A 25542-nucleotide genomic window follows, 5' to 3' on the forward strand; every position below is an offset into this window, starting at 1 on the left:
CGGTCTAGTATTGGACGCATGACGACGGTGCAGGAGACCGCGGCGGTCCGGTACGGCATCTGGGTGCTCTGCCCGGCCGTGGGAGCGGCGGCGGTGTGGGGGCTCAAGCTGGCGGCCGCGTGGATCACGACGCTGAAGTGGTTTCCGTTCCAGGGCGTGTTCGCGCTGGTCACGGACATCCCGGAGCCGTGGGCCACGATCGCGGCACTCGGCATCGGCGCGGTCGCCGGTGCCGTGCTCGCGTTGCTGTGGGCCGCGGAGATGATGTCGGTCGACGTCGCGCACGACCGGGTCGTGCTGCGCAAGGACGACCTGGTCTTCGACTTCGGCCGCGCCCAGGTCGAGTCGGCGTTCGTCGACGGCAAGCAGCTCGTGCTGCTCTCCCCCGGCGGCGCCGAACTCGCCCGCGAGACCAGCGACCTCAGCAGGACCAGGCTCGAGCAGGCCTTCACCGGGCAGGGCTACCGGTGGCGGGACGCGGACCCGTTCGCGAGCGAGTTCAGGATGTGGGTCGAGCACGCGCCCGAGCTGCCGGCGGAGGTGAACGCGCTGTTCACCGCCCGCAGGAAGGCCATCTCGTCGTACGAGCACGAGGAGGCCGCAGAATTGGCGCGGGAGATCCGCAAACGCGGCGTCTCGGTGCGGGACGAGAAGAAGAGGCAGTACTACAGGTGCGAACGGTAGACCCGGTCAAGCACGCCGAGAAGAAGCGGCACATCACCGACACCGCCGCGGGGTTGTTCGCGCTGAAGGGTTTCGACCGCACGACCGTCGCGGACATCTGCAAGGCCGCCGACATCAGCACGGGCAGCCTCTTCCACTACTTCCCCACCAAGCGGGCCATCTTCCTGGAGATCTTCGAGCAGGACGGCAGGGACAACGCGGCGGTGTTCGCGCAGGCCCGCGAGCTCAGCCCGTGGGACGGCGTGCTGGTGGTGGTCGACCACCTGTGCGTGCCCGCGCTGGACCGGACCGTGGCAGGGCTGGTGCTGGAGGTCGTCGCGCAGGCGAGCCGCGACCCCGAGCTGTGGAACCTCGTGGCCCGCAACGAACAGGTGGTGCGCGACGAGCTGGCCGCCCTGCTCCAGCAGGCGCACGACGCCGGCCAGATCGCACTCCCGGTGAGCGCGGTGACGGCGGCGATCTGGACGCAGGGGCTGGTCGACGGACTGTTCGGCAGGCTGGTCGACCCGGACTTCGACGCAACCGTTCAGGTGAGCACCCTCCGGTTGATCCTTTCCCGATTCGTGGGTGCTCAAGCACCATGAGGGCATGGCTTACGACGTCGCCGCCGTTCGCGCCCACTTCCCGGCGTTGCGCGAGGGTGCCGCGCACTTCGACGGACCCGGCGGCGCGCAGGTGCCCGACGTGGTCGGCGAGGCCGTCAGGGCGACGCTGACCTCGGCGATCGCCAACCGGGGCTCCGTCACGGCCGCCGAACGCAAGGCGGAGGAGGTCGTGCGGACCGCGCGCCGCACGATGGCCGAGTTCCTCAACGCGGGCAGCATCGTGTTCGGCCGCAGCATGACCCAGCTGACCTACGACTTCTCCCGCACGCTCTCGAAGAACTGGCGGCCGGGCGACGAGATCGTCGTGACCAGGCTCGACCACGACGCCAACGTGCGGCCGTGGGTGCAGGCGGCCGAGGCGGCACGGGCGACGGTCCGGTGGGCGTCGTTCGACCGCACGACCGGCGAGCTGCCCGTCGAGTCGGTGACGAAGCTGCTGTCCGACCGCACCCGCGTCGTCGCGATCACCGCCGCGTCGAACCTGCTCGGCACCCGTCCGGACGTGGCGGAGATCGCGAGGGCGGCGCACGAGATGGCGGCGTTCGTCTACGTCGACGGCGTGCACTACACCCCGCACGTGCCGGTGGACGTCGAGGCGATGGACGCGGACTTCTTCGTGTGCTCGCCGTACAAGTTCCTCGGCCCGCACCTCGGCGTGCTGGCGGCCGCACCGGAACTGCTGGAGACGTTGCGCCCGGACAAGCTGCTGCCGTCGACCAACGCCGTGCCGGAGCGGTTCGAGCTGGGCACGCTGCCGTACGAGCTGCTGGCGGGAACGACCGCCGCCGTGGAGTTCATGCGGGGGCTCGACGGGCTGGAGGAGCACGAGCTCGCGTTGCGCCACCAGCTGGAGAACGGGTTGCAGGAGCTCGGCGTGCGCATCTACAGCAAGGCCTCCTCGCGCACGCCCACGGTGTTGTTCTCGGTCGACGGGCTGGAACCCGCCGAGGTCTACCGCAGGCTCGGTGCCGAGGGCGTGAACGCGCCGGCCGGCCACTTCTACGCCATCGAGGCCTCGCGCTGGCTCGGGCTGGGCGACAAGGGCGCCGTACGGGCGGGCATCGCTCCGTACACCGATGAGTCCGATGTGGACCGTCTGCTCAAGGCCGTGGCACGCCTCAGATGACCGCCCACAGCACCGCGTAGGCCACACCGACGAACACACCGACGTTCAGCTTGCGGGTCACGCGCTCGCCGGGGTGGTCGGCGATCAACGACCGGGCGCGCGCCCACATCAGCTTCTCGCCCGCCTGCGGGTCCGGCAGGTGCGGGGTCGTCAGCACGTCGCCGTGCGGGCCGAACGCGAGCATGAGCTGCGGCCCGGTCCTGCGCACCCCGTGCAGCTGCGCCCACGGCACGCGGTAGGTCCAGATGCCGGTGTAGAGCACGACCGAGTTGTGGTCGAGCCGCAGCATCGGCTGGAACCGGGTGACCGCCGACAGCACGCACTGCACGCCGAGGAACCCGAGCACGATGAGGTCCGGGTAGTACTTCACCGCGATCAGCGCACCGGCGGCGCCGAGCAGCAGGAGCACGCCCTCGGTCCGCCTGCGGTCGCCCGGCCACACCGCGGACGGCAGCTCGACCGGCGTGCCCGCAGTGACCGGTTCGCCCGGCAGGTGTGCACTGTGGACGGTGTGGCGCGGGCGGACCCGGCTCAGCGTGCTGGTCGCGACCACCTCGCCCTCGACCACGAGCGCGACCTGGCCGCCGTGGTGCCACTCGCCCGCGACGAGGATCTCCACCGGGTCGAGCTGCACCGGTGGGTCCTCCTCACCGCGCCAGACCCGTCCGAACTGGTCGGTGTCGTGGTAGAGCGGCTCCTCCAGCCCGAGGTCGGTGAGCGTGGCGACCGTCGCGATGTCGGCCTTGTTGTGCCGCAACATGATCCGGCGCGGACCCACCGGGTGCGCCTGCACCCTGATCGCCTTCACCGGTCCCGTCCACAACGCGCGGCGGCGGCGTTCCCGCGCGGCGAACACGATCGCGAGGAACACGGCGGCGCCGCCCAGCGTCAGCCACCACGTGACGTCCTCGGGCTCGTTCACCATCCGCACCCACGTGCCGTCCGCGAGCACCGGCACCGCGTCGCCGACCTGGTAGGTCTCCGGCGCGAGCGGCTCGAAGCTCGCCCGCTGCCGGTCCGGCAGCTCCACCCACACCTCGTAGGTGTTCTTGACCTCGACGACCTCGGCCTCGACCCTGCTGGCCTTCGCGACGTGCTGCTCTATCTCGCCGTTGATGATGTTGTACTGCACGAACGTCAGGAACCCGAAGACAACCAGCAGCACCGCGATGATCCGGAGAACTCCGCGTTGTGGCGGCATGTCCGGCAACGTGACGAGCGTCGCGCCCGCGGCCTCGTGCTGGTCCGCGCGCGACCTGATGGTCCACGCCGCCACCACGGCACACGCACCGGCGTGCAGGCCGAACGCGACGTTCGCCGCCGCACTGCCGTCGAGCACGATGTCCAACGCACCGAACAACACGCCCATCGCGCAGCCGGTGAGCACACGCCCGAACAACAACAGCAACGGCGTTGCCAGCAACGGCACCACGGCGAGAGAGAACAACGGATCCGGCACGCACGGTTGTGCGGCCGTGCACGGTGCATCGTTCGCGCTCGCGGCGAAGTAGAACGCGACGATCCACCCGCCGACGAGCCCGACCTTGGTCACCCACCACGGAACCGCGGCCGCTTGCCAGCGCTGGACGTCCACAGAGGGATCATGGCACGTCCGTTGCTCCAAACGGCGCGGTTCGCCACTAACGAAACGGGTATCCGCAGGTCAACTATCCATCACGGAGGTGGACACCATGCTGGCCATCATCGCCGCGATCTCGTTCGGCCTCGCGCTCATCCTGGATCTCGCGAAGGTCGCGCTCGGTGACGTGATCACCGTCAACACGCTCGTCGTGCTCGGGTTGCTGCTGCTCGCCCTGCACCTGGCCGGTGTGGGTTCGAGCACCCGTTCGTGGAGCTGGCGCCGTGCCCGCAGGTAACACCCTCGAGAGCCCCACCAAGTTGCCGAAGGGCGCTTGGTGGGGCGTTCTCAAACGGACGGTCAAAGAGTTCAACGACGACAACCTGACGGACTGGGCCGGCGCACTCACCTACTACGCGGTGCTGTCGTTGTTCCCCGGCATCATCGTGCTGACGTCCGTGCTCGCGCTGCTCGGCGACACGACGACGCAGGAGCTGATGAAGTACGTCGACCAGGTGGCTCCCGGCCAGGCCGGTGAGCTGGTGAAGTCGTCGATCGAGGAACTGCAGAAGAGCCAGAACGCCGCCGGAGTGCTCGGCATCATCGGTCTGCTGACCGCGTTCTGGACCGCGTCGGGCTACCTCGGCGCGTTCATGCGCGCGTGCAACGCCGTCTACGACGTGGAGGAAGGCCGCCCGTTCTGGAAGACGGTGCCGCTGCGGCTAGCGCTGACGCTGGGTTCGGTCGTGCTGGTGTCGCTCACGCTCGGCGCGCTCGTGCTGACCGGCGGTGTCGCCGACGCGGTCGGCAACGCCATCGGGCTCGGCGACACGGTCGTCACCGTGTGGGACTTCGTGAAGTGGCCGGTCATCCTGCTGCTCGTGGCGCTGGCGTTCGCGGTGCTCTACTGGGCGGCGCCGAACGTGCGGCAGCCGGGCTTCCGCTGGGTCACGCCGGGCAGCCTGCTCGCCATCGTGCTGTGGGCGCTCGCGACCGTCGGCTTCGCGATCTACGTGGCGAACTTCGCGTCCTACAACAAGACCTACGGCTCGCTCGGCGGCGTGATCGTCTTCCTGGTGTGGCTGTGGATCTCCAACATCGCCGTGCTGCTCGGCGCGGAGTTCGACGCGGAACTGGAGCGCGGCAGGCAGCTGGCGCAGGGCGAGAGGGACCCCTCACCCGAGCCGCGTGATCTCCCGGGGTAGCTCGGCCCTGGTCGCCGTCCACACACCGTCCGGCCCCGGCTCGATGCGCTCGCTCGCGTCACCGGGCACGAGCACCCACAGCTGGTCCTGCTCGGACAACCACACCACGCCGATGCCGTCGGCCCGCGAGCTCGCGGCGTACTCGTACGACTTGCGGAAGACGTCGGCGCCGTCGCGGTCGGTCACCCGCACCTCGCTCGCGCTCGCGGCGTGCGCCACGAACTTCCCGCTCGGCGACGACTTGGGCGCGCCGGGCCGGGCGAACCGGTCCTCACGATCGCTGCCGCAGCCGGTGAGGACGAGGAGAAGAGCGGCCAGCGCCGTCAGGATCCTCAGGCCGATGCGCAAATTGCCGTGCGTCATGCCGCCAACGGTAGCCAGTGCGCGGCGTCACCAGTCTCCGGACAGCTCTTCACCGCGCGGTGCGGGAACGCGGAACAGGCAGCCGACGCACGGCATGCCGGACGGCTGGGCGAGCAACTCGGCCTCGCCGCGGTGGATGAGCTCACCGCAGTAGGCGGTCAGAGCAACGGGCGTGCTGTCGTCGTCGGGCACGGGCACGAGGTGGCACGTGCGTTGTGTCTCTCCGACGACACCCGCACGCTTGCGGACCAGCAAGACAGGCATGCGCGCTCCCGTTCGTTGAGTGCTCATGCCTTCACCTCAGCGTCGTCCACCACACACACGACGGCGTGCGGGGTGGCGTAGAACTTGAGCCGGTACGGGCCCGAGTTCCGCTCTGCCACTGCCGCGCAGAACCTTTCGGCAGTGACCTCGTCCGATCGCGGCGTTCGTTCGGCCAGGTCGATCACACCTAGATCGTGCGGGCCGCGACGGGAAATGGGGAGGGTCTCATACGATTTACGGGTCCCGTATGCGGAACTCGCATACGGCGGCTCAGCGCAGGTGGGTGACCTCGGCCGCGAGCTCGGCGATCGCCGGTGTCCGCGCCCACGGGTCGAGCTTGTCCAGCTCGTTCACGATCAGCTGGGAGCCGGTCGCACGCGCCAGCTCCAGCGCCGCGAAGCCCCAGTCGACGGCCTGATCGACATCACCGCTGGCAGCGTACGCATAGGCGAGTTTTGCCGTGTGCACTCCCTGCTCCCACTGGCAGACGGCGCCCCACCGCGGCATGAGGTCGTTGTAGGCGTCGATGGCACGACTGTGGTCGGCGAGGTCGACCATGCTCGCGGCGCGCTGCATCTGCACGTGCAGCTCGGTGAAGCAGTACCCGATGGAGTACTCGTCGGACTGCGTCCGTTCCACGCCCTGCACCAGCGACTGGGCCAGGTCGAACCGCGGCATGCACGCGTCCAGACCTGCGCGCGCAAGGCCACGTGCTTCCTGACGCAACGCCATCGCGCGCACGATCGGACTCACGCCGGTCTCGCGTTGGGCGGCACGCGCCAGGCCGATGACGCGGTCGTCGTCGCCGTCGACCTCCGCGAGCTGGCTCATCCGCACGTAGCAGTACGCGACGACGTCCCTGTCGTCCGCGGCCTGGCCCTGCTCCAGCGCGCGCGACGTCCACACGCCGGCGTTGCGCAGGTCGCCGATCTCCTCGTACAGCCAGCCGTAGAACTCCGCGTACATCGCACCCGTGCCGAGCAACCGCCGACGAACGTCGCCTCGCGCGTTGCGGCGCAACGTGTCGATGAAGTCGTACATGTTGCGAACGGCAGGTATCAGCGCACCGGTGCCACGCCAGTTGTGCGCGTCGTTGACGATGCGCCGCAGCACGAGCAGCTGGCTCACGGCGTTGTCGGTCAGCACGCCGGTGCCGTTCGCCGTGCCGAAGACGGCGGAGGCGCACAACGCCATCAGCGCCTTGCCCTCCATGCCCAGGACCAGGTCTTTCGGCATGTTCTCGAGCCCGTGCACCGGCACCGTCCGGTCGCTGAGCCCGAGCAGGTGCGCGGGGATGCCGAGCAGCCGCTGCAGCGTCCGGAGCACGCGCATGTCGTAGGCGATGTTGCTGCCCGACTCCAGACGGGAGATCGCCGACTGGGAGAAGCCGGCCAGCGTGCCGAGCTCGTCCTGGCGCAGACCGTGCGCTTTGCGCGCGAGGGCGACCACGGCACCGGGTGACTCCGCGGCGACCGCGTCCCGCACCTCCTTCGACTCCCAGATGGCGGGCGGCAGCACCGGCAGCGGCCCGTCCGGGACGACGACGGCGTTCCTAGCTGGGTTGCTCAACCTCAACGCCTCCCGCACTCAGGCTCGCATCATGCCCGTCCCGGCGAAAATGCGCTCCCCCTCATCTCAACTGGGTATCCTGCGCGCGTGATCAAGGACTTCGGTGCCGGTGTCTCCCTCCTGCTGCGCGGGTTCAAGCTGGTCTTCAGCTCGCCCAAGCGCGTGCTCATCGGGGCGTTGCCCGCGGTCATCACCACCGTGCTCATGATCACCGGCTGGACGCTGCTGTTCCTCCACATCGACTCGATCGCCGGGTGGCTGACCGGTTTCGCGGACTCCTGGAACGACACCACGCAGCGCGTCATCGAGGTCGCCGTCGGAATTTCGGTGATCGCGGTCGTCCTCGGCCTGAGCGTGCTGCTGTTCACCGCGATCACGATCATGATCGGCGGCCCGTTCTACGAGTACATCGCCGAGGAGGTCGAGGACGAGCTCGGCGGCGTGCCCGAGGCGGAGCAGGTCGGCTGGTGGCGCGGGTTCCTGGTGGGCCTGCGCAGCACGATCCTGCTGGTCGGGATGTCGATCCTGTTCGCGGTCCCGCTGTTCCTCTGCGGGTTCATCCCGGTCGTCGGGCAGACCGTCGTGCCGGTGCTCGCGGTGTGCGTCAACGGGTACCTGCTCGGCATCGAGCTGACCGGCATCCCGTTCACCCGCCGCGGCAGGACGTTCAAGCAGCGCAGGCAGATCCTCGCGACGCGGCGGGCGATGGTGCTCGGGTTCGCGGTGCCCGCCTACCTGCTGTGCCTGATCCCGCTGGCCGCGATGGTCGTGATCCCGGCGGCGATGGCAGGCGGAACGGTGCTCTCGAACCGCCTGCTCACCGGTGACCGCGCCGCCTAGAACGGCAGCCAGGCCTGCTGCGCCAGGCCGTTGCGGGCGTTGATCTGCACTCCCGCGTTGGAGACGGACCACAGCTGGTCGCCGATCACGATGGTGCGCCTCGCGCCGCCGTAGGAGTTCTGGCTCTGCGGTTCGACGATCTTGCCGGTCTCGCGGAGCTGGTTGCCGTCGACGCGCAACACCAGCGAGGACACCTCGTAGTTCGTCTTGTACGTCGACACAGGGATCACCAGCGTGCCGTCCTGCGGCCAGTAGAGGAACGCATGCGGGTCGAACTGGGCCTCAGAGTTCGAGTTCGGCAGGTGGTACTGCGCGAGTCGTTGTGGTGACGCGGGATTGCTCACGTCGAACAACGACACCTGCGTGCCCGTGGTGCGGCCCTGCTCCGTCGCCTCCTGACCGACACCGATCAGCCGTCCGTCACCCGCGGGGTGCAGGTAGGCGGAGTATCCGGTGATCTTCAGCTCGCCCGTCACCTTGGGCTGCTTCGGATCGCTGAGGTCCAGCGTGTACAGCGGGTCGGTCTGGCGGAACGTGACGACGTAGCCCGTCTTGCCGATGAAGCGGACGCTGTAGATCCGCTCGCCCTTGCCGAGGCCACCGACCTCGCCGACTTTCGCCAGCTTGTTGCCGTCCCTGCGCAAGGTCGTGACGAAGCTTTGCGACGGCGGCTGTTGTTGTTGCTGCGGAACGACGTCCGTTGGCATGCGCCAGCAACAGCGCGTCTCGGTGCCCGTGGTCGTGGCGACGCGGAGGACACCCTCGTGCTCGGACAACGAGTACTGGTTCAGCAGCGTGCCGTTGACGTCACCGGACGCGACGTGCTTGGGCGGTCCCGCCTGGCTGATGTCGAACTGGTGGATCGCCGTGGTGATCGGGCGCTGAACCGGTGGCCTGCCGGGAAGTTCGGGCAGGAGGCGGTGGTCGTCGGCGATGTAGAGGTTGTTCCCCGTGCCGTAGACGGTGTCGCCGTCGGCCACGATCGAGACCGGCTGGCCGGTGCCGAGCTGACCGGAGAGCTGGAACGTCAGGACGGTCAGCATCGACGTCGCGGAGGGCGCGGTGGGGCGGCTGACGTTGGCGCAGTCGACCAGGGTCCCGCTCGACTTCGCGCCGTTCTCGTTGAGCTCGTACCGCGGCAGCCACGACGAGATGGGCTCGCTCTGCAGGATCTCCTTGTTGCGGCGCAACGCTCCCGCTTCGTTGGTCGTCTGGTCCGGGTACACCCACGAGATGCGCGGCTGCGAGCGGACGACGACGCGGGCGGTGCCGCCGATCTGGCGGGCGTCGAGGTAGAAGCCGTCGGTCTTGAGGCTGCTGATCTCCTTCTGCGCCTTGAGGTCCACGAGGACCAGCTCGGTGCCGGACTCCGGCGCGAACGACGGCCGGTCCGGAGGCAGCATCTTCTCCATGATCGGCACGGCGTTCTCGGTGACGACCAGTGCGCGGTCGCCGGAGACCAGCAGCTGGCTCGCCCGGCGCTCGCCGAGGTCGACGACGCCGGTGACGGCCTTGCTCGCGACGTCGATGACGCGCAGCTTGCCGTCGGCGATCGAGAAGACGCGTTTTCCGTCCGTCTTCACGATGTCCGGCTCGTCGACGCCCTGTTCGTGGACGTTCGTCGTCGAGTGGTCCTGCTGCTGCGACGGTTGTGCGGGCGGCGTGGCGTTGTTCGCCTGAGGCGTGTTCTTCGCGACGCCCGCGCTGTCGGTCGCCATCCCTTCGGCGTAGAGGACGTTGCCTCCTCCGAGGCCGTACGCGCTGACGTACGGCGCCAGGGCGCGGCGCAGTTCGGTGACCGCGTTGTCGCACGAGTCGAACGCGACGAGACGCACCGGACCGTAGTCGACGATCGGTGCTGGTGCGGGGGTTTCGTCCCGCACCGCGGAGCTGACACTCACTCCGGCTACGGCCAGCACGGCGGCGCCGGCCAACAGCTTTCTGCCGTTCATGCCACCAGGACGGAAGCAGGACCGGAAAGGGTTGCCCCGCCGTTGCGACAACCCTTCCCGGATTTTTCGGCGTTACGAGTTGATCTGCTGCTGGATCAGCGTCGCGTAGGTGGAGACGCGGGCGTAGACGCCGGGGTAGCCGGCGGCCGCGCAGCCCTCGCCCCACGACGTGATGCCGATCAGCTTGCCGCCCGCCACGAGCGGGCCACCGGAGTCGCCCTGGCAGGTGTCGGTGCCGCCCTGGGTGTAGCCGGCGCACACCATGGCCGTGGCGTTGAAGTCGCTGCCGTACGCGCTGGAACAGGTCGCGCTGCTGGTCAGCGGCACGGTGGCCTTGAGCAGGTAGCGCGAGGCCGAACCGCCGGAGCTCGTCGTTCCCCAGCCGAGGATCGTCGAGCTGGTGCCCGCCGCGTACAGCGCGCTGTCCGCGCTGGTCGCGAACTTGATCGGGGTCTGCGACAGGTTGCGGTCGAGCGTGAGCACCGAGACGTCGTAGCCGCGGGTCACGTCGGTGTAGCTCGGGTGGATCCAGATCTTCGTGACGCGGGCGACGGTGCCCGCGGTGGAGCTCTTGTCGTCGCGGCCCGCCACGACGCGGACCGCGGACGCCGCGTCGCCCACGGTGCAGTGCGCCGCGGTGACGACCTTGTTGGGGGCGACGAGCGTGCCGCCGCAGTACTGGGAACCGCTGCTCGTGGCCAGGTAGACGACCCAGGGATAGGTGGACGTGCTCGCGCGCGTGCCGCCGACGATCTGGGCTCCGAACTCGCCGTCAGGGGTCGGCGCCGGAGCTGCTTCGGCCACGCTGACGCACGCCATCGACAGCGTCGCTGCCGCCAATGCCGCGCCGAGCCATGACCGGAGGCGGTGCAGGGTTGCCGCCATGATCATCTCCTTCTTCTGTTGTGGTCCCCGGATGCAGGGCCGGGGTCAATACAGATCAACACGGTATTTCGAGACGGGGTAGGGCTGGTCTTCGTAGGCCATTCGGCCGTCCTCGCGCGCGCGTGATTGGATCGAGCGCGAACAATCCCGTTCCGAGAGGAAGTTGTCATGGCCCCCACGAAGCCCGAGGTCGACCCGCACGACGGCCCGGCGCCCGCCGACCTGCTGATCGAGGACATCACCGTCGGCGACGGTGCGGAGGCCACGGCCGGCCAGTTCGTGTCCGTGCACTACGTCGGTGTCTCGCACTCGACCGGTGAGCAGTTCGACGCGTCCTGGGACCGGGGCGAGGCGTTCCAGTTCCCGCTCGGTGGCGGCCGCGTCATCGCCGGCTGGGACCAGGGCGTGCAGGGCATGAAGGTCGGCGGCCGCCGCAAGCTGGTCATCCCGCCGCACCTGGGCTACGGCGCGCGCGGCGCCGGTGGCGTGATCAAGCCCAACGAGACGCTGATCTTCGTCGTCGACCTGCTGGGCGTGAACTGAAACACCGACCGTGCGGCGTTCCACTGATCCGATCAGTGGAACGCCGTTGGTCTGTGCGGCCCATTTGATCCCGGGGTGGAACGGGATCGGATGCGACTGCGTCATCCTTTGAGTCCGCTGCCGTTCAGGGAGGGAAACACCGGTGCCCGAGGACATCGCCGGGTCCGAGCAGATGCTCGCGAACTGGAACCAGAACATCCAGGAACGTGCCGCCCGCTACCAGGAGATGGCGACGCGCGTCCAGGGGATGACGATCTCCGAGCGGTCATCGGACGGTTCCGTCGAGCTCACGATCGGATCCAACGGGATCCTGCAGAACCTCGTGATCAACGAGTCGGCCGCGGGCAGGCGCATGTCCGAGATCAGCGGCGAGATCATGAAGCTGCTGCAGCGCGCGCAGTCCCGGATTCCCGAGCTGCTGCAGGAAGCCATGGCCGAGACCATCGGCACGCAGGACGAGACGGCCAACGTGTTGTTCAACGAGGCCAAGAAGAACTTCCCGGCACCGCCTCCCGAGGAGCCGACCCGCACGCCGTACGACCAGAACGAGATCAACTTCCGCGTGGAGGACGACGCGCCGCCCGCCAGGCCGGCGTCACCGCCTCCGCCGCGTCGCCGTCCGCCGTCGGACGATGACGACGACTTCGGCGGGGAATCCGTCCTCAGCTGATCTTCTTCTGTCCGCTGCTCGAACTTGAGGGGGTTCGATGACTTCCGGTGGTTTCCACGTCACGTCGGACGTGCTGGAAGCGCACGCCAAGGCCTTGGAGGGCCTGCACGGGCGATTGCAGGGAGCAGTGGACGCGGCCAACACCGTGTCGATGCCGACCGACGCGTACGGGATCATCTGCCAGCCGTTCCGCATGCTGCTCGACCCCGTTGAGAACTGGGGGCTGAACGCGCTGAAGGGCGTCGCCGAGGCGATGGACGCCACCGCCAAGAAGGTCACCGAGACCGCGAAGCACTACCAGGCCGTCGAGGACCAGATCGCTCAGACCATGAAGGGCTTCTGATGTCGACGCCGAACCCGCTGGTGGCCAAGGCTCCCGCGGAACCCTCAGGTTTCTTCAACGCCGGCACCGGTGACAACGGCTGGGCGACGGGTTTCTCGATCGCCGACTCCGCGGTGGACGCCTACAAGGGCATCTCCGAGGGCAGCTGGATCGAGGGCGGGCTCGGCGTCGTCGGTCTGGTGGCCGACGCGGCGTCGATGGCGATCGACCCGTTCGGCACGCTGCTGTCGTCCGCGGCGTCGTTCCTGATGGAGCACATGCAGCCGTTGAAGGAGGCGCTGGACTGGCTGGCGGGTGACCCGCCGGTGATCCAGTCGTACTCCACGACGTGGAACAACGTCTCGCAGGAGCTCGGGAAGATCGCGGGCGACTACAAGGCCGCCGTCGACGGCACGGCGGAGTGGACGGGCGCGGCGGGCGACGCCTACCGCAAGGCCGCGGGCGAGCAGCTGGACGCGTTGTCCGGCGCGGCGTCCACCGCGGGTTCGGTGGGCACGGTCGTCGGCGTGATGGGCATGGTCGTCGGGTTCGTGCGCGAGATGGTGCGCGACCTGATCGCGGACCTGGTCGCGAAGCTGATCACGTGGGTGCTGGAGGCCGTGTTCACGCTGGGCTTCGGCACGCCGGTGATCGTGGCGCAGGCCGTGACGGCGATCTCGAAGTGGGCCACGCGCATCGGTGAGCTGATTCAGAAGCTCATCAAGACCATCAAGAAGGTCTCGCCGCTGCTGGGCCGTCTGGTCGAGATCTTCACGAAGATCATGAAGGTCGTCGGCAAGCTGGTCGGCAAGGTGACCGGTCTCGACGTGATCTCCACGAAGTCCATCAAGCCCGGCGGCCTGTTCCACCGCACCGACGCTCCTGACCTCTCGCCTTCGGGCGGGCACGGTTCACCTTCGTCGTCTTCGTCCTCTCCGGACAGTTCACCGTCCTCTCCGGACAGCTCGCCTTCTTCCCCATCGTCCTCTCCGGACTCCTCGCCGTCCTCGCCGTCTTCTTCGTCGCCGTCGACGTCGTCCCCTTCGTCGTCCCCGGACGCGCCTTCACCTTCGCGCACCCCGGACAGCTCATCGCCGTCGTCCTCCTCGTCGCCGTCGCGGACTCCCGACAGCTCGCCGACCCCGGATACCCCGTCGCGAACCCCGGACAGCTCGTCCCCCGACACCCCGTCCCGCACGCCGGACAGCTCCTCCCGCACACCGGACAACGGCTCGTCCCCGTCCCGAACCCCGGACAGCTCCCCGTCGCCCGCGCACACGTCCTCCGCCCCCGACACTCCGACCGCGCCCCGCAACACGGGCCAGACGGTCCAGTCGTCCGTGGCACCACCAGAGGCCCCGTCCAGGCCGGACGTCCCAACGGCCCCTTCCCGAACCCCCGACAGCTCCCCGTCCCCCACGCCCACCCAGTCGGGCCCGGTGGGCGGCAGCTCCCCGAACGCGGGCGGCAACGCCCCCTCGTCCCCCGCCGCCCGCCCGACCACCGGCGGCCAGGGCTGGACCGGCACTCCCGGCAGCCGAGGCGACCTGGGCTCCAGCGCCCCACCCCCACGCTCCCCAGACCTCTCGACGTCGGCCTCCCGAGCAGACGCCCCCGCCCGCCCGATGCAATCCCCGTCGCCAACCCCGTCGATGCCGTCCTCGCCGTCGACCGGCATGCCTTCCAGCGGCATGCCCTCTAGCGGAATGCCTTCCGGCGGCGCACCGTCAGGCGGACTGCCGGGCGGCGGGATGCCGTCGGGCGGAGCCCCGCACGCCCCTTCCCCCGGCGCGCCACACGGCCCGTCCACAGGCAGCCCGTCTACAGGCTCCCCGTCGGCCGGCCGCCCAGACGCAACCCCGCCCAGCCGCGCGACCACGCCGTCCGCAGCGGTCCCGCACGCCCCGAACATGCCCCCGGCAGGCGCTCCACACGCCCCGTCGATGGGCGCGCCCTCCACAGGAGCCCCGCACGCCCCGTCATCGGGAGCCCCGTCAGCACCGCGCACCGACGCTCCGATGCGCCCGCAGTCGTCGCCCTCATCGGCTCCGAACGCACCGCACAGCCCCAACACCCCCTCGGCACCGTCGGCCCGCACGGACGCCCCGCAGGCCCCGTCGCGCCCGAACGCCCCGCAGGGCGCCCCTTCCAGCCCAACCGCGCCCTCACGCCCCGACGCGCCCCACGGCGGCCCCAACGGTCCCTCCCGACCGGATGCCCCGCACAACGGTCCCAGCGCGCCCTCGCGACCCGACGCACCGCACGGCGGCCCCAACGGTCCCTCCCGACCGGATGCCCCCGCACGGCCGGACGCACCCCACGGCGGGACCGCACCGTCACGTGCCGACGCGCCCCACGCGCCGAACACACCCTCGCGTCCCGACACACCGCACAGCGGTCCGTCCGCCCCGTCACGGCCTGACGCGCCGAACACCCCACACGGACCCAACACGCCCAACGCGCCGCACGGTGGCCCTAACGCACCGCACGCACCAAACTCGCCGCACGGCGGCCCGAACGCGCCCTCCCGACCCAACGCGCCGCACGGTGGCCCCAACGCGCCGTCCCGCCCGGACGCTCCCCACCGCCCCGACGCACCCCACGGTGGCCCGAACCGTCCCGACGCCCCGAACCGTCCCGACGCGCCCCACCGGCCCGACTCCCCGTCCCGCCCGGACGGCAGCGGCCCAGGCAACCGTCCCGACGGCTCACGGCCCGACAGCTCGCGACCGGACGGCTCCCGTCCGAACAGCCCCACCAGCCCGGACGGCGCCCGCCCCCGCGGCACCGGCACGGCCGAGGCCCCGCACCGAGCCCCGGACACGACCCGCCCGGAGAGCGTGACCCCGCACCGGCCCGACGCACCGCACCGGCCGGACGCACCGCACAGCCCCAATGCGCCCCACAGCCCGGACGCGCCCCACCGCCCCGACGCCGACGCGCCGCACCACGGCCCGGACGCCGACAAGCCGCACGACAACGCGCCCGACAAGTCCCACGACGGCGACAGCCCGAACAACCACGACCAGGACGCTCCTCCCGCGGACCGTCCGTCCCCCGACGAGGCGCACCAGCGTCACGCCGAGACCACCCCGGCCGGCGTGAGCCACCACGGTGGCGACACCGACATGGGCGACCTTCCCCACCGAGTGCCCAACGACCCGCGCTACTTCACCGCGGACGTCCACATCACCCCGGACGGCAGGGCTCGCATCGGCGGGCACGACTACACGCCGGCCGAGTACGCGGACATGTTGCGGCGCGCCGGGTACGACGGCAGCAGGCCGGTTCGCCTGATCGGGTGTGACGCGGCCAGCAACGACTTCGCCAAGCAGCTGTCCAAGCACCTCGACGCACCGGTCCTCGCGCCGACCAAGCCGGCCTGGACCGACGCCAACGGCCGCGTCTTCACGACCGACGCCGACATCCGGCCGGACGGCACCCGCGAGCCGAGGATCCCGCCGAACGGCGAGTGGGAGACCCACCACCCGGACGGCAGCACGACCAAGGCCGGCGACGACGGGTTCGCTCCCGGTACCCACGACAAGGACAAGGATCTCGACCCGAGCGACGCCAAGGACCGCGGCAGCGGCCGTCACATCGATCCCGAGCCCGTGGACATCGAGACGCGACAGCCCAAGGCGTCGATGGAGGAGAAGGTCAACGATCCGCAGTACCGCGACAAGTACTACGACAAGCCGGACTCGGAAGGGCGGGTCAAGCGCAAGGACCAGGACATCACGGACGCCAACGGCGATCCGGTCCCGCCCGTGCGCAAGCAGGGCGACCAGTACGTGCTGTCCGAGGACCAGACGCCGATCCCGCCGGACTACCACAAGGGCAAGGTCGACAGCTCCCGCGGCGACGACGTCGACCCGGAGCTGAAGCGGGAGAACCAGGACCTCGTCGACGAACGCCGGTCGGAGAACCAGAAGCAGAAGGACGCCGACGAGGGTTCGCCGGAGGAGAAGGCCGCCCAGGCGCGTCTCACCAAGCTCGGCGAGGAGCTCGGCGACCGGGCGGGCATGCACTCGACGCCCGAGATCTACCCCGGTCCTCCGCCGCCCACCCGCCTCGACCCGGGCCTGCCCGGCAGCGGCCGGTTCGACCAGGTGTGGGAGACCTCCGACGGCAGGCTCGTCGTGGTCGAGGCGAAGGGCCCGAGCGCCGGCCTGGGCAACGCGCTCAACGGCGACAACGTCCTCGTCAAGCAGGGTCACGACACCTACTTCGACAAGATCGCCAAGGAGATGGAGAACCGCGAGCTCACTCCCAAGGCCGAGAAGAAGATGCGCGCCGAGCTCGAGGCACAGGGCATGAGCAAGACGGACGTGGACAAGGCCGTCGACGACCTCAAGGCCGCGTACCTGAAGGAGAACGAGCTGGGTGAGCGCCTGCGCCTCGCCGCCAACGACCCGAACCACCCCGGCGTCGAGTACGTTGTGACGCAGGCCAAGGTCAAGGAGATGGGCGTCGATGACTACCTGCAGACCTACCACGCGGACGACGTCAAGAACCTGACGCCCGAGCAGCTCGACGCGTACAAGCGCGAGCACGGGTACGCCGACAAGTACCCGGACGGACGTGTGGACGTCTACGACGGCTACGAGACGAAGCACTTCAAGATGAAGTGGCAGTCGAAACCCGAGGAGTGAGCACCAAGTGGTCGAGATCAGCCGACACGAGGTCGATCCGGACTGGTCAGCCCGGTCACTGGCGAAGATCGAACGGCGGATCGAGGAGACGGTCGACGCTCTTCCGAACAGCCGGACCACGGCGCTGAGCGGGTTGATGATGGACGCGCTCAGCCACTTCGGCCACCGGTGTGCGATCGATCCGAAGGGCAGCAACGGCGACACCTGGGACAGCCTGTGCTTCGCCGCGGACGTCGGCGCCGCGATCTTCGCCGTGGCCGCGGCCGAAGAGGGCACGACTGTCGAGATCACGTTGCAGGGCAAGCAGATCCCGCTCACCGCGACCGGTCCCGTGTACTTCGCGTCCGGTGGTACCTGGCTCACCGCGAACTACCTGGCGGCCGTCGCCAGGGACGTCGCGAAGACGCAGCTGCTCAGCGAGGTGCCGCTGGACGTCCTGCGCGCGTCCGGCAGCGAGGAGCCCGAGTACGTCTTCCTCATGGTCGACATGTTCCAGAAGTTCAACCTCCAGCAGCACGGCGTGCACGAGGCCCTGAACGCCGCGCTCAAGGCGACCGCCCCGGACGAGGTCGACCCTGTGCACCGCGAGCACGTGCGTGTCGTCGCGTTCCCGCAGCTGAACATGTTCCACAACATCATCAACGCCGGCCGCGAGGAGCAGTTCAACCAGTCGCTCGCGGAAGCGCTGGAGCTGTACAAGGAGTTCTGGTCCACAGAGGACAACGAGGAGTCCCCGAACGGGTACGTCGCGATCGGCCCGCTCGGGCTGACGAGCGTGGCGCACGACGCCGGCATCCCGATCGAGGTCAGCTCGGAGTACCTGCCCCAGTACCTGTACAACGGCTCGTGGACTCGCGAAGGACTCTGACGGCACCCCGAACCGCGCGACCGGCCCGCGCCGGCGGCGGACGCCCGACAAGATCAGCGAGGTTTGCACGGGGAGAGGGGCGTCGCGCGGGCTACGACGGCAGCAAGCCCGTCCGGCTGATCGGGTGCGACGCCGCCGGCAACGACTTCGCCAAGCAGCTGTCCAAGCACCTCGACGCCGCGGTCCTCGCCCCCACCAAGCCGGCCTGGACCGACGCCAACGGACGCGTCTTCACCAGCGACCCCGAAATCCGGCCCGACGGCGAGTGGGAGACGCACCAACTTCTCGCCGAGGAACTGCGAAAGGCGAAGAAGGACGGCCGGCTCAACTATGTCGAAATGCGCGCGCAAACGAACGAAAAGGGCGCTCAGCACGAGCTCACCGGCTGGAATTACCGTCCGCACGAGGGCACGATTACAAGCCGCGTCTGCCACTGAGGTGAGGATCAACAACGCGATGGAGACCGTTCCCAGGCACGCAGCCGACGTGGACTTCGCCCGCAAGCAGGTGGACGCCCTCCAGCTGCTGATCGAGTCGGCGATGGAGGACGTCGTCGCCGACGGTGACGAAGACGCCCTCAGCTCGGTGCGCGGCAGCGCGATCATGCGCTTCCAGTACCTGACGGTGCTCGACCCCACCGCGGGCCGGGAGGAGACGTGGCGCGCCGCCGTGTTCGCCTCGCAGGTGGCGAACTCGGTGTTCGCCCGCACCTCCAAGCGCGACGAGACGGTCGAGTACCAGCTCGGCGAGCAGACCGTGACGCTGCCGGTGGTCGGTCCCAACTGGCACGCGACCCCGGTCGACTGGATGACCGCGGCCTGGCTCGCCGTGATCACCCGCAGCGAGGAGCGGATCCAGGAACTGTGCTCCACCGGCAAGTACACGTTGCGCGGCAGCGGAGCGAAGGTGGAGGACTACCTCCACCCGTGGATCGAGACGCTGCAACGGTTTCTGAGCGGTGAACCGGTCTCGCCGGCGCTGCTCGAATCGGTGATCGACCTGAGCGATCCGGAAAACGCGATTTACGCGAGCCGCGAATACATGCTGCTGGCCGCGTACCCGCCGGTGAACATGCTGTACCGCATTCTTCGCGGAACGGCAGCGCAGTTCACCGAGGCGTTGACGCAGGCGACCACCGCCCACCGCGATTACTGGAGTCAGGCGGAGCTCGCCGACGACCCCGCCGGCTTCGTCGCGCTGCCGGTTCTCGCCATGGCGATCCGCGGTCGCGACAACGGTTTTCCGATCGAGGTCGAGTCCCACTACCTGCCCGAAGATCTGGTGAACGCCACCTGGTCGAACCGCTGGCGACACTCCTCGGGGTGTTGCGAACGGCACGGGATGTGTGACTGTCCCGCGCGCGTGGCGGTGGCCCGATAAGATCAGCGGGCTTTCACGGGGAAGAGGGGCGAGGACCACATGAGCCAGCCGGCGACACCGCTGAGCGAGCAGGATCAGCAGCAGCTGGTGCGGCAGATCGGCCGTGCCATGCTGCCGGCCGTACCGCAGGGCTGGCAGCGCATCCGGGCCGAGTACCGCGCGGCGGGACGGCACATCGAGGTCGATCTCGCGTTCGCCGGCCCGGACGGGCAGCTGCGTCCGGTGCGGCCGCCGATGGACGTCGTGCAGATGTTCGGTCAGTTGCGTGCGGGCATGTACCACCCGGACCGCGGCACGTGGCTGAACGCGCTGTACGAGATCGAGGCGCCGGCCGCGTTCACCGTCGACTTCAACGCCGAGGACGAGCCGCGCTGGCGCAACCAGCCGCCGCCCATCGGTTTCCGCGATGAGCTGCAGACGTTCCCCCGGCCGGACAGGCTGATCCCGGACTGGTGGCGTCAGCGCGTCGGCCTGCCGCCGCTACCGGCGCCGGAGCCCGAACCGCAGCAGGAGTACCAGGTCCCGCCGCAGGACCAGCAGGCCCAGCAGCAGCCGGGTGAGCTGCGGACGGCGCGGGTGTACGACGGCAAGAACGACGACGGCCGCATCATCGTCAACCGTCAGCCGATCGACCCGCAGCTGGTCGACAACCTGCTCGCGTACCTCGAGTCGGCGCCGGTGGTGCTGGCAGCGCGCAGCTACGACCTCGACGAGTTCTCGCAGAGCGGCGAGCAGGACGTGCCGCTCAACTTCCGCACCGACGGCACCTGGATCTGGGCCGGCGCCGTGCCGCACTACCTGCGCAAGTACGGCCTCCCGCCGGAGCCCGAGCTCGTGGCGCACGCGGCCGCGCGCGGTTTCCAGGTCGGCGAGGTCACCGAGCAGACGCAGGACCGCGCGGTGTCGATCATCACTGGCCAGGGTTAGTCACCGAGAGAACGCAGGTACGCCTCTCCCCGCGGGGAGAGGCGATACCCCACCCGCAGCGACTCGGTGAGCCCTTTCGCCTTGAGCCTGCGGACACTCGCCTTGAACGACGCCTTCTCGCGACCCACGCTCGAGGCGAGGTCCTGCGCCCTCACACCGGGGTTCGCCGCGATCAACCGCAGCATCGCCACCGCCATCCCTCCCAGCTCCAGTCCGTCCACATCGGACGACGAGCGCAGCTCGGCACGCGGATCCTCACCGGCGAAGTGCAGGCTGATGCGGTGCAGCGCACCCTCACGTCCGTCCAATGAGGACATGAGTGCCTTGACGGTCGGATATCCCGCCGCGTTCGCCTCCGCCCGCGTCACCCTCGAGACGATGTCCACGGCGTCGATCGCCAGCACGCCCTGCGACGTCCGCAAGGTCCCGCCGGCCCGCACCGTCGGCCGCTTCCACCGCCGGTACTGCAGCGTGATCTTTCCGGCACGAATCCGCTCCCAGTCAGCCACTCGGATCAGCACCGGACGAGGGTCTCAGGTTGCCGACCGCACCAACAGTGGAGAACATCCTCGACATGCAACGGTGGTGGCTCTTCACGGTGCGCGGAGTGTTCGCTGTCCTGTTCGGCCTGGCCGCTCTGATCTGGCCCGGCCTCACCCTGCTGGCGCTGATCATCCTCTGGGGTGCCTACGCGTTCTTCGACGGCGCGATGATGCTGTACCTGACCCTCACCCACAAGGAGTGGCCCGCACGCTGGGCACTCGGCCTGATCGGCGTGCTGGGCCTGGTCACAGGCTTGATCGCACTGTTCTGGCCGGGCATCACGGCGACCGCGCTGCTGCTCCTCATCGCCGCGTGGGCACTCGTCACGGGTGCGCTGCAGATCGTCGACGCCATCCGCCTGCGCAAGGTGATGACCAACGAGTGGTTCTACGTCGTCACCGGAGCGCTGACGGTGCTGCTCGGCATCATCCTCGTGGTCAACCCGGCCGCGGGCGCGATGGCGTTCGTGATCACCATCGGCGTCTTCGCGATCCTGTGGGGAGTGGTGCTGGTGCTGTTCAGCCTGCGGTTGAAGCAGCTCGGCGGCGTTCTCGCACCACGCGTACCGCAAGCGTGACCAGCACGGCGACCCCGACGAACACGTAGAGGTTGCCGATCACCTGCTGCCACCACTGCCAGTGCTGCTCGACGTCGTTGTCGCGCGGGAACAGCCAGTGCGGGCCGATCGCGAACACCGCCACGACCACCCACGGCGCCCAGTGACGGCGCAACGCGGGCCGTGACAGCAACACGAGCGCAGGCGCGATCCACACCCAGTGGTGCCCCCACGACACGGGTGAGATCAACAGACCGCCGACCGCCACGACGAAGAAGGCCTCGACCTCGCCCAGACGCGACGCCAACCACCACACCGTCGCCACGACCAGAAGCGCCAGCACGACCCACACGGCGACCTGCGGCCCGTTCTCCAGGCCGAAGCGCGCCAACGTGCCGCGAATGGCCTGGTTCGAGGCGTAGGTCAGGCGTCCGACCCTGCTTGGGTCCAACAGCGCGTGCGTCCAGTACTCGCGAGCGTCGCCGAACGAGATGAGGAACCCCAACAGCACGAAGAAGAAGAACGAGCCGATGGACACGAACACGGGCTTCCACTGCCGACGCGCCACGAAGAACAACGCGAAGAACGCCGGCGTCAGCTTGATCGCGGCGGCCAGTCCGATCAGCGCGCCGCGCGGCCACCAGCGGGTGCGTTCGAGCAGGCAGTCGGCCATCACCAGCACACCGAGCAGCAGGTTGATCTGGCCGAACCACAACGTCTCGCGCAGCGGGTCGAAGATCGACGACACCGCGGCCGCGCCCAGGCCCCACTTCACGGCCTCGGGCCCCCAGCCCAGCACGCGCGACGCCGCGATCAGGCACAACGTCGTCAAGGCGGCGAGGTTAGCCGCCGCCACCACGAGGATCGCGACGACCAGCGGCACCAGCGCCAGCACGCTGAAGATCACCGCGGCGATCGGCGGGTAGGTGAAGGGCAGGTCGGGACCGCCGAGCGGTTTGGCGAAGCCCTCGACGTAGAGGGGCAGGTCCCGCAGGAACGCCGCACCGCCGTTGCGGTAGACGCGCAGGTCGAGCGACCACCCCGGCGGGCGGAGCATCACGTAGGCCAGCGTGGCGACCATGACGGCGGCCCACGCCACCACGACCCGCTTGGCGGAGCGGTCCAGCTGCATCGGGGAATGGTATCGATGTGCCAGATGAGGCCCAATTCACCGGCCTGAACCAGCGGATCTCACGTAGCGTCGTCGCGTGGACGCACACCGTCGAACATTCCCTCTTAAGCCGTTCGTAGGGCGCACAGATGCGCACGCACGGGATATTCTGTGCGCATGAGTCCCGCGCTGGAAACAGTGCTGGCCAAGGCCGGCCTGCAGGTGAGCCCCGACGAGTTCCTCGACCTCGTGTCCGACGCGGCACGCAGGCTCGCCCCGCCACACCCGGAGCCGGCCACCTACTTCACCCCCGACCAGCAGGCGGCGCTCGCCGACGTGGGTCTCGACCTGTCCCCGGCGGGCCCCGGCGACGCCCGTCCACGCACCCGCACGGTCGTGGCGCACGCCGTGCTGCGCGACTCGGCGCTGACCGTCGCCGAGGCCGCGCGTCAGTTGCAGGTCGACACGAGCCGCATCCGGCACCGGCTCGGCGTCGGCAGGCTCGTGGGCTGGAAGGACAGGGGCAGCTGGCGGCTGCCCGCGTGGCAGTTCGCGGGCAGCGGCGTGCTGCCGGGCCTGGAAACCGTGCTGGCGGAGATCCCGTCAGACCAACCGGCGCTGGTCGTCGCCGCGTTCATGACCACTCTCCAGGAGGACCTCCGCGTCGACGGCGAGCCCGCGACGCCGCGCGACTGGCTCCTCGCAGGAGGAGACCCGCGCCGCGTCGCCGACCTGGCCTCCGTGCTCGGCACCCCCGCCTGAGCGCTTCCGAACACCCGACAGGACCCGAATGTCACGGCTTCCGCAGCCGCCTGCCCCTGCCGTGCTCCAGGCACACCTGCGCCGCACCGAGGACGTGGTGGCGGTGCACCGGGCCACCCGCCTGGTGCGCGTGTTCACGGCGAAGGGCTCCCACCCGCAGCGCTGGAACACGTTCCGCTACACCGGCCCGCTCCCCCACGCCCGCTTCGACGCGCAACAACCCGCCGACGACGGCAGCCCGGTGCAGGACCACGAGAACGGCGTCCTCTACTTCGGACTGTCCGTGCGCACGTCCATCGCCGAGGTCTTCCAGGCCACGTCGATCGTCGACCGCCGCACCCGCAGCCCGTTCCTCGTGGTGCTGCGCCCCCGCCGGACGCTGCGCCTGCTGGACCTGGGCGGCCTGTGGCCCACCCGAGTCGGCGCCTCGCAGGAGATCTCCACGGGCCCCAAGCTGGTGACGCAGGCGTGGTCACGGGCGATCCGGGCGGCTTATCCGGAGCTGGACGGCCTCTGGTACCGCTCGTCCATGGACTCCGGCGACCCGGCCATCTGCCTGTGGGACCCGCCGGGCGCCTCGGGTCTCCCGGCCGCTCCGGACGTGCTGTTGCCGCTCGATCACCCCGGGTTGGACCTGCCGCTGGCGCGGGTGTGCGAGGAGCTCAACTACACGCTGCTCGGGTGACGTCGCCGGTCCACTCGGGACTGATGGCCCTGTGCGCCGAACGGACGCGTGCCTAGCCTGAACGGATGCGGTTCGCGATCGCCGGGGGTGGTGTCGCCGGGCTGGCCGCCGGCCTGGCGGTGGCGCGTGCCGGGCACTCCGCGGTCGTGGTCGAGCGCGACCACGTCACGGCGCAGGGCCAGCCGGCGGACGCGTTCGACGTGGTGCGCAAGGGCATCCCGCACTTCCAGCAGCCGCACACCTTCCTGCCGCGCGGCCGCAAGGTGCTGCGCGAGCTCGCACCGGACGTCATCGCCACGCTGCTCGACGCCGGCGCGGAGGAACAGGACGTGGCCGCCAAGCTGTCGGGGCCGCGGGAACCGGGCGACGAGGACCTGGTCTACCTCTGGGTGCGCCGTCCGGTGATCGAGTGGGCGCTGCGGCGCGCGGCCGCAGCCGAACCCGGCGTGCGACTGGTCTCCGGCAGGCAGATCGCCTGCCTGGTCCCCGGCGCGAGCGGGTTCCACCTCGACAACGGCGAGGAGATCTGCGCGGACGTCGTGGTCGACGCGCTCGGCCGGTACCGCTGCCCGCCCGGCTGGCCGCGTGCCTCGGCTCTGCCCAGCGAGTGCGGCGCCATCTACTACTGCCGCTACTTCGCGCTCGTCCCCGGCGCCGAACACGTGACGGGCCCGTGGCTGCTCAACCCGCGCGGCGACCTCGGGTACATGGGGTTCAACACGTTCCGCGGCGACAACCGGACCTTCGCGGTGATCATGCTGGTGCCGTCCGCGGACCACGACCTGCGGATCCTGCGGGACAACCGCGCGTGGATGGCGGCGGCCAGAACCATCACGCCTCTCGACGTGATGACCTCACCGGACCACGCCGTGCCCATCACCGACGTCATGCCGATGGGCGGTCTGTCCAACATCGACCGCACCACCGGACCAGGCGTGCCAGGACTCGTGCCGGTGGGCGACGCGTTGTGCCACACCGATCCCGCGTTCGCCTACGGACTGTCGTTCTCCCTGGTGCACGCCCAGGCCCTGGGCCGCGCCAGCGCCGCGCACACGTCACCGGCGGACCTCACGGAGGCCTACCTCGCCGACGTGGGCCCGGAAGCCCGCGAACGCCACACGTTCGCCCTGGAGACCGACGCGGCGCGCACACTCGCGTGGAGCGGCGCGCCGGTCGACATCGGCCACCGCGACGGCTGCTACCCGCTGTTCGCCTTCGGGGCGGCGCTGGCCGCGGCGCCGCACGACGACCACGTGCTGCGCCGGACCGTTGGCCGCGTCGGGCTGCTCGACCGGGTGCCGGTCTTCGACACCGACAGCGACCTGCACGACCGCATCGAACGGATCTGGGCGGGGCTGACCCGCACGCCGTGCGGTCCGCCGCGGGAGGAGCTGCTGCGGACCGTCAACGCCGAGCTGGTCAGCTCCTAATGCCTGCACAATGCTGAC

Annotated in this window: 26 protein-coding genes; 18 read left to right on the forward strand and 8 right to left on the reverse strand. The window is 69.8% G+C overall.

Annotated elements, in window-relative coordinates; translation table 11 throughout:
• Positions 1-18: 18 nt before the first annotated feature.
• The 3 genes from AOM45_RS30550 to AOM45_RS30560 are packed head-to-tail and all read left to right on the forward strand — an operon-like array spanning position 19 to position 2415.
• On the forward strand, positions 19-684 hold the full coding sequence (locus tag AOM45_RS30550) for a YqeB family protein (protein WP_030466523.1): 666 nt from the start codon (positions 19-21) through the stop codon (positions 682-684).
• Positions 672-1268: a TetR/AcrR family transcriptional regulator gene (locus tag AOM45_RS30555; RefSeq protein WP_030466524.1), complete on the forward strand. Its 597-nt coding sequence runs from the start codon at positions 672-674 to the stop codon at positions 1266-1268. The genes AOM45_RS30550 and AOM45_RS30555 overlap by 13 nt, the downstream gene beginning before the upstream one ends.
• 4 nt (positions 1269-1272) lie before the next feature.
• Entirely contained in the window at positions 1273-2415 is a 1143-nt protein-coding gene (locus AOM45_RS30560) for a cysteine desulfurase-like protein (protein ID WP_030466525.1), read from the forward strand.
• Here AOM45_RS30560 and AOM45_RS30565 read toward each other — a convergent pair.
• Entirely contained in the window at positions 2408-4009 is a 1602-nt protein-coding gene (locus tag AOM45_RS30565) for a hypothetical protein (protein ID WP_030466526.1), read from the reverse strand. The genes AOM45_RS30560 and AOM45_RS30565 overlap by 8 nt on opposite strands.
• A gap of 97 nt (positions 4010-4106) precedes the next feature.
• On the opposite strand from AOM45_RS30565, the gene AOM45_RS30570 reads away from it, so the two are divergent.
• Both AOM45_RS30570 and AOM45_RS30575 read left to right on the forward strand, forming a co-directional pair.
• On the forward strand, positions 4107-4292 hold the full coding sequence (locus AOM45_RS30570; RefSeq protein WP_030466527.1) for a hypothetical protein: 186 nt from the start codon (positions 4107-4109) through the stop codon (positions 4290-4292).
• Positions 4279-5199, forward strand: a complete 921-nt coding sequence (locus tag AOM45_RS30575; protein ID WP_030466528.1) for a YihY/virulence factor BrkB family protein — start codon at positions 4279-4281, stop codon at positions 5197-5199. The genes AOM45_RS30570 and AOM45_RS30575 overlap by 14 nt, the downstream gene beginning before the upstream one ends.
• Here the strand turns inward: AOM45_RS30575 and AOM45_RS30580 are convergent.
• From AOM45_RS30580 to AOM45_RS30590, 3 genes are all read right to left on the reverse strand, one after another.
• The gene (locus AOM45_RS30580; RefSeq protein WP_030466529.1) at positions 5170-5562 is read right to left on the reverse strand and encodes a hypothetical protein; all 393 of its coding nucleotides are present in this window, start codon (positions 5560-5562) and stop codon (positions 5170-5172) included. The two genes, AOM45_RS30575 and AOM45_RS30580, sit on opposite strands and share 30 nt — an antisense overlap.
• A gap of 27 nt (positions 5563-5589) precedes the next feature.
• Positions 5590-5826, reverse strand: coding sequence for a hypothetical protein (locus AOM45_RS30585; protein WP_030466530.1), 237 nt, complete (start codon positions 5824-5826; stop codon positions 5590-5592).
• A 270-nt stretch (positions 5827-6096) separates the two neighbouring features.
• Positions 6097-7395 (reverse strand): helix-turn-helix domain-containing protein, encoded by a 1299-nt coding sequence (locus AOM45_RS30590; RefSeq protein ID WP_162185624.1) that lies wholly within the window; start codon positions 7393-7395, stop codon positions 6097-6099.
• A gap of 87 nt (positions 7396-7482) precedes the next feature.
• Here AOM45_RS30590 and AOM45_RS30595 point away from each other — a divergent pair, with 87 nt between their 5' ends.
• Entirely contained in the window at positions 7483-8235 is a 753-nt protein-coding gene (locus AOM45_RS30595; protein WP_030466532.1) for an EI24 domain-containing protein, read from the forward strand.
• Here AOM45_RS30595 and AOM45_RS30600 read toward each other — a convergent pair.
• Both AOM45_RS30600 and AOM45_RS30605 read right to left on the reverse strand, forming a co-directional pair.
• Positions 8232-10187, reverse strand: coding sequence for a beta-propeller domain-containing protein (locus AOM45_RS30600; RefSeq protein WP_035909632.1), 1956 nt, complete (start codon positions 10185-10187; stop codon positions 8232-8234). The two genes, AOM45_RS30595 and AOM45_RS30600, sit on opposite strands and share 4 nt — an antisense overlap.
• 72 nt (positions 10188-10259) lie before the next feature.
• Positions 10260-11072, reverse strand: a complete 813-nt coding sequence (locus tag AOM45_RS30605) for a S1 family peptidase (protein WP_030466534.1) — start codon at positions 11070-11072, stop codon at positions 10260-10262.
• 168 nt (positions 11073-11240) lie between these two features.
• On the opposite strand from AOM45_RS30605, the gene AOM45_RS30610 reads away from it, so the two are divergent.
• The 8 genes from AOM45_RS30610 to AOM45_RS30660 all read left to right on the forward strand — a co-directional run bounded on the left by AOM45_RS30610 (position 11241) and on the right by AOM45_RS30660 (position 20437).
• Positions 11241-11615 (forward strand): FKBP-type peptidyl-prolyl cis-trans isomerase, encoded by a 375-nt coding sequence (locus tag AOM45_RS30610; RefSeq protein ID WP_030466535.1) that lies wholly within the window; start codon positions 11241-11243, stop codon positions 11613-11615.
• A gap of 142 nt (positions 11616-11757) precedes the next feature.
• Positions 11758-12285, forward strand: coding sequence for a YbaB/EbfC family nucleoid-associated protein (locus AOM45_RS30615; RefSeq protein ID WP_030466536.1), 528 nt, complete (start codon positions 11758-11760; stop codon positions 12283-12285).
• A gap of 37 nt (positions 12286-12322) precedes the next feature.
• Positions 12323-12628, forward strand: coding sequence for a type VII secretion target (locus AOM45_RS30620; protein ID WP_030466537.1), 306 nt, complete (start codon positions 12323-12325; stop codon positions 12626-12628).
• Positions 12628-17262: a DUF8616 domain-containing protein gene (locus AOM45_RS53585; RefSeq protein ID WP_156093697.1), complete on the forward strand. Its 4635-nt coding sequence runs from the start codon at positions 12628-12630 to the stop codon at positions 17260-17262. The genes AOM45_RS30620 and AOM45_RS53585 overlap by 1 nt, the downstream gene beginning before the upstream one ends.
• 7 nt (positions 17263-17269) lie before the next feature.
• The gene (locus AOM45_RS30645; protein ID WP_030466539.1) at positions 17270-18130 is read left to right on the forward strand and encodes an immunity 49 family protein; all 861 of its coding nucleotides are present in this window, start codon (positions 17270-17272) and stop codon (positions 18128-18130) included.
• Complete coding sequence (locus AOM45_RS51200; RefSeq protein ID WP_030466540.1) at positions 18109-18567, forward strand: DUF8616 domain-containing protein; 459 nt, start codon at positions 18109-18111, stop codon at positions 18565-18567. The genes AOM45_RS30645 and AOM45_RS51200 overlap by 22 nt, the downstream gene beginning before the upstream one ends.
• A gap of 19 nt (positions 18568-18586) precedes the next feature.
• Positions 18587-19510, forward strand: a complete 924-nt coding sequence (locus AOM45_RS30655; RefSeq protein WP_162185625.1) for an immunity 49 family protein — start codon at positions 18587-18589, stop codon at positions 19508-19510.
• Positions 19511-19549: 39 nt separating this feature from the next.
• Positions 19550-20437, forward strand: coding sequence for a hypothetical protein (locus AOM45_RS30660; protein WP_030466542.1), 888 nt, complete (start codon positions 19550-19552; stop codon positions 20435-20437).
• Here the strand turns inward: AOM45_RS30660 and AOM45_RS30665 are convergent.
• Positions 20434-20958: a hypothetical protein gene (locus tag AOM45_RS30665; protein WP_030466543.1), complete on the reverse strand. Its 525-nt coding sequence runs from the start codon at positions 20956-20958 to the stop codon at positions 20434-20436. The genes AOM45_RS30660 and AOM45_RS30665 overlap by 4 nt on opposite strands.
• A gap of 17 nt (positions 20959-20975) precedes the next feature.
• Here AOM45_RS30665 and AOM45_RS30670 point away from each other — a divergent pair, with 17 nt between their 5' ends.
• A complete protein-coding gene (locus tag AOM45_RS30670) occupies positions 20976-21557 on the forward strand; it encodes an HdeD family acid-resistance protein (RefSeq protein WP_201780093.1) in 582 nt (193 codons plus the stop codon).
• Here the strand turns inward: AOM45_RS30670 and AOM45_RS30675 are convergent.
• Positions 21499-22668 (reverse strand): glycosyltransferase 87 family protein, encoded by a 1170-nt coding sequence (locus AOM45_RS30675; RefSeq protein ID WP_051782997.1) that lies wholly within the window; start codon positions 22666-22668, stop codon positions 21499-21501. The genes AOM45_RS30670 and AOM45_RS30675 overlap by 59 nt on opposite strands.
• A 156-nt stretch (positions 22669-22824) precedes the next feature.
• On the opposite strand from AOM45_RS30675, the gene AOM45_RS30680 reads away from it, so the two are divergent.
• From AOM45_RS30680 to AOM45_RS30690, 3 genes are all read left to right on the forward strand, one after another.
• On the forward strand, positions 22825-23409 hold the full coding sequence (locus AOM45_RS30680; RefSeq protein ID WP_030466546.1) for a hypothetical protein: 585 nt from the start codon (positions 22825-22827) through the stop codon (positions 23407-23409).
• A gap of 28 nt (positions 23410-23437) precedes the next feature.
• Positions 23438-24094: an RES family NAD+ phosphorylase gene (locus AOM45_RS30685; protein ID WP_030466547.1), complete on the forward strand. Its 657-nt coding sequence runs from the start codon at positions 23438-23440 to the stop codon at positions 24092-24094.
• A gap of 65 nt (positions 24095-24159) precedes the next feature.
• Positions 24160-25524, forward strand: a complete 1365-nt coding sequence (locus AOM45_RS30690) for an FAD-dependent oxidoreductase (protein WP_030466548.1) — start codon at positions 24160-24162, stop codon at positions 25522-25524.
• The last annotated feature ends 18 nt before the right edge of the window (positions 25525-25542 follow it).

This window comes from Lentzea aerocolonigenes, assembly GCF_000974445.1.
Classification (GTDB): Bacteria; Actinomycetota; Actinomycetes; order Mycobacteriales; family Pseudonocardiaceae; genus Lentzea; species Lentzea aerocolonigenes.

What these genes read in the sequence shown, in the direction of transcription:
- AOM45_RS30550 (WP_030466523.1), top strand. Translation starts at nt 19, where the DNA reads ATGACGACGGTGCAGGAGACCGCGGCGGTCCGGTACGGCATCTGGGTG.
- AOM45_RS30560 (WP_030466525.1), top strand. Translation starts at nt 1,273, where the DNA reads ATGGCTTACGACGTCGCCGCCGTTCGCGCCCACTTCCCGGCGTTGCGC.
- AOM45_RS30570 (WP_030466527.1), top strand. Translation starts at nt 4,107, where the DNA reads ATGCTGGCCATCATCGCCGCGATCTCGTTCGGCCTCGCGCTCATCCTG.
- AOM45_RS30580 (WP_030466529.1), bottom strand. Translation starts at nt 5,562, where the DNA reads ATGACGCACGGCAATTTGCGCATCGGCCTGAGGATCCTGACGGCGCTG.
- AOM45_RS30585 (WP_030466530.1), bottom strand. Translation starts at nt 5,826, where the DNA reads ATGCCTGTCTTGCTGGTCCGCAAGCGTGCGGGTGTCGTCGGAGAGACA.
- AOM45_RS30600 (WP_035909632.1), bottom strand. Translation starts at nt 10,187, where the DNA reads ATGAACGGCAGAAAGCTGTTGGCCGGCGCCGCCGTGCTGGCCGTAGCC.
- AOM45_RS30605 (WP_030466534.1), bottom strand. Translation starts at nt 11,072, where the DNA reads ATGGCGGCAACCCTGCACCGCCTCCGGTCATGGCTCGGCGCGGCATTG.
- AOM45_RS30610 (WP_030466535.1), top strand. Translation starts at nt 11,241, where the DNA reads ATGGCCCCCACGAAGCCCGAGGTCGACCCGCACGACGGCCCGGCGCCC.
- AOM45_RS30620 (WP_030466537.1), top strand. Translation starts at nt 12,323, where the DNA reads ATGACTTCCGGTGGTTTCCACGTCACGTCGGACGTGCTGGAAGCGCAC.
- AOM45_RS53585 (WP_156093697.1), top strand. Translation starts at nt 12,628, where the DNA reads ATGTCGACGCCGAACCCGCTGGTGGCCAAGGCTCCCGCGGAACCCTCA.
- AOM45_RS30655 (WP_162185625.1), top strand. Translation starts at nt 18,587, where the DNA reads ATGGAGACCGTTCCCAGGCACGCAGCCGACGTGGACTTCGCCCGCAAG.
- AOM45_RS30660 (WP_030466542.1), top strand. Translation starts at nt 19,550, where the DNA reads ATGAGCCAGCCGGCGACACCGCTGAGCGAGCAGGATCAGCAGCAGCTG.
- AOM45_RS30675 (WP_051782997.1), bottom strand. Translation starts at nt 22,668, where the DNA reads ATGCAGCTGGACCGCTCCGCCAAGCGGGTCGTGGTGGCGTGGGCCGCC.
- AOM45_RS30680 (WP_030466546.1), top strand. Translation starts at nt 22,825, where the DNA reads ATGAGTCCCGCGCTGGAAACAGTGCTGGCCAAGGCCGGCCTGCAGGTG.
- AOM45_RS30685 (WP_030466547.1), top strand. Translation starts at nt 23,438, where the DNA reads ATGTCACGGCTTCCGCAGCCGCCTGCCCCTGCCGTGCTCCAGGCACAC.
- AOM45_RS30690 (WP_030466548.1), top strand. Translation starts at nt 24,160, where the DNA reads ATGCGGTTCGCGATCGCCGGGGGTGGTGTCGCCGGGCTGGCCGCCGGC.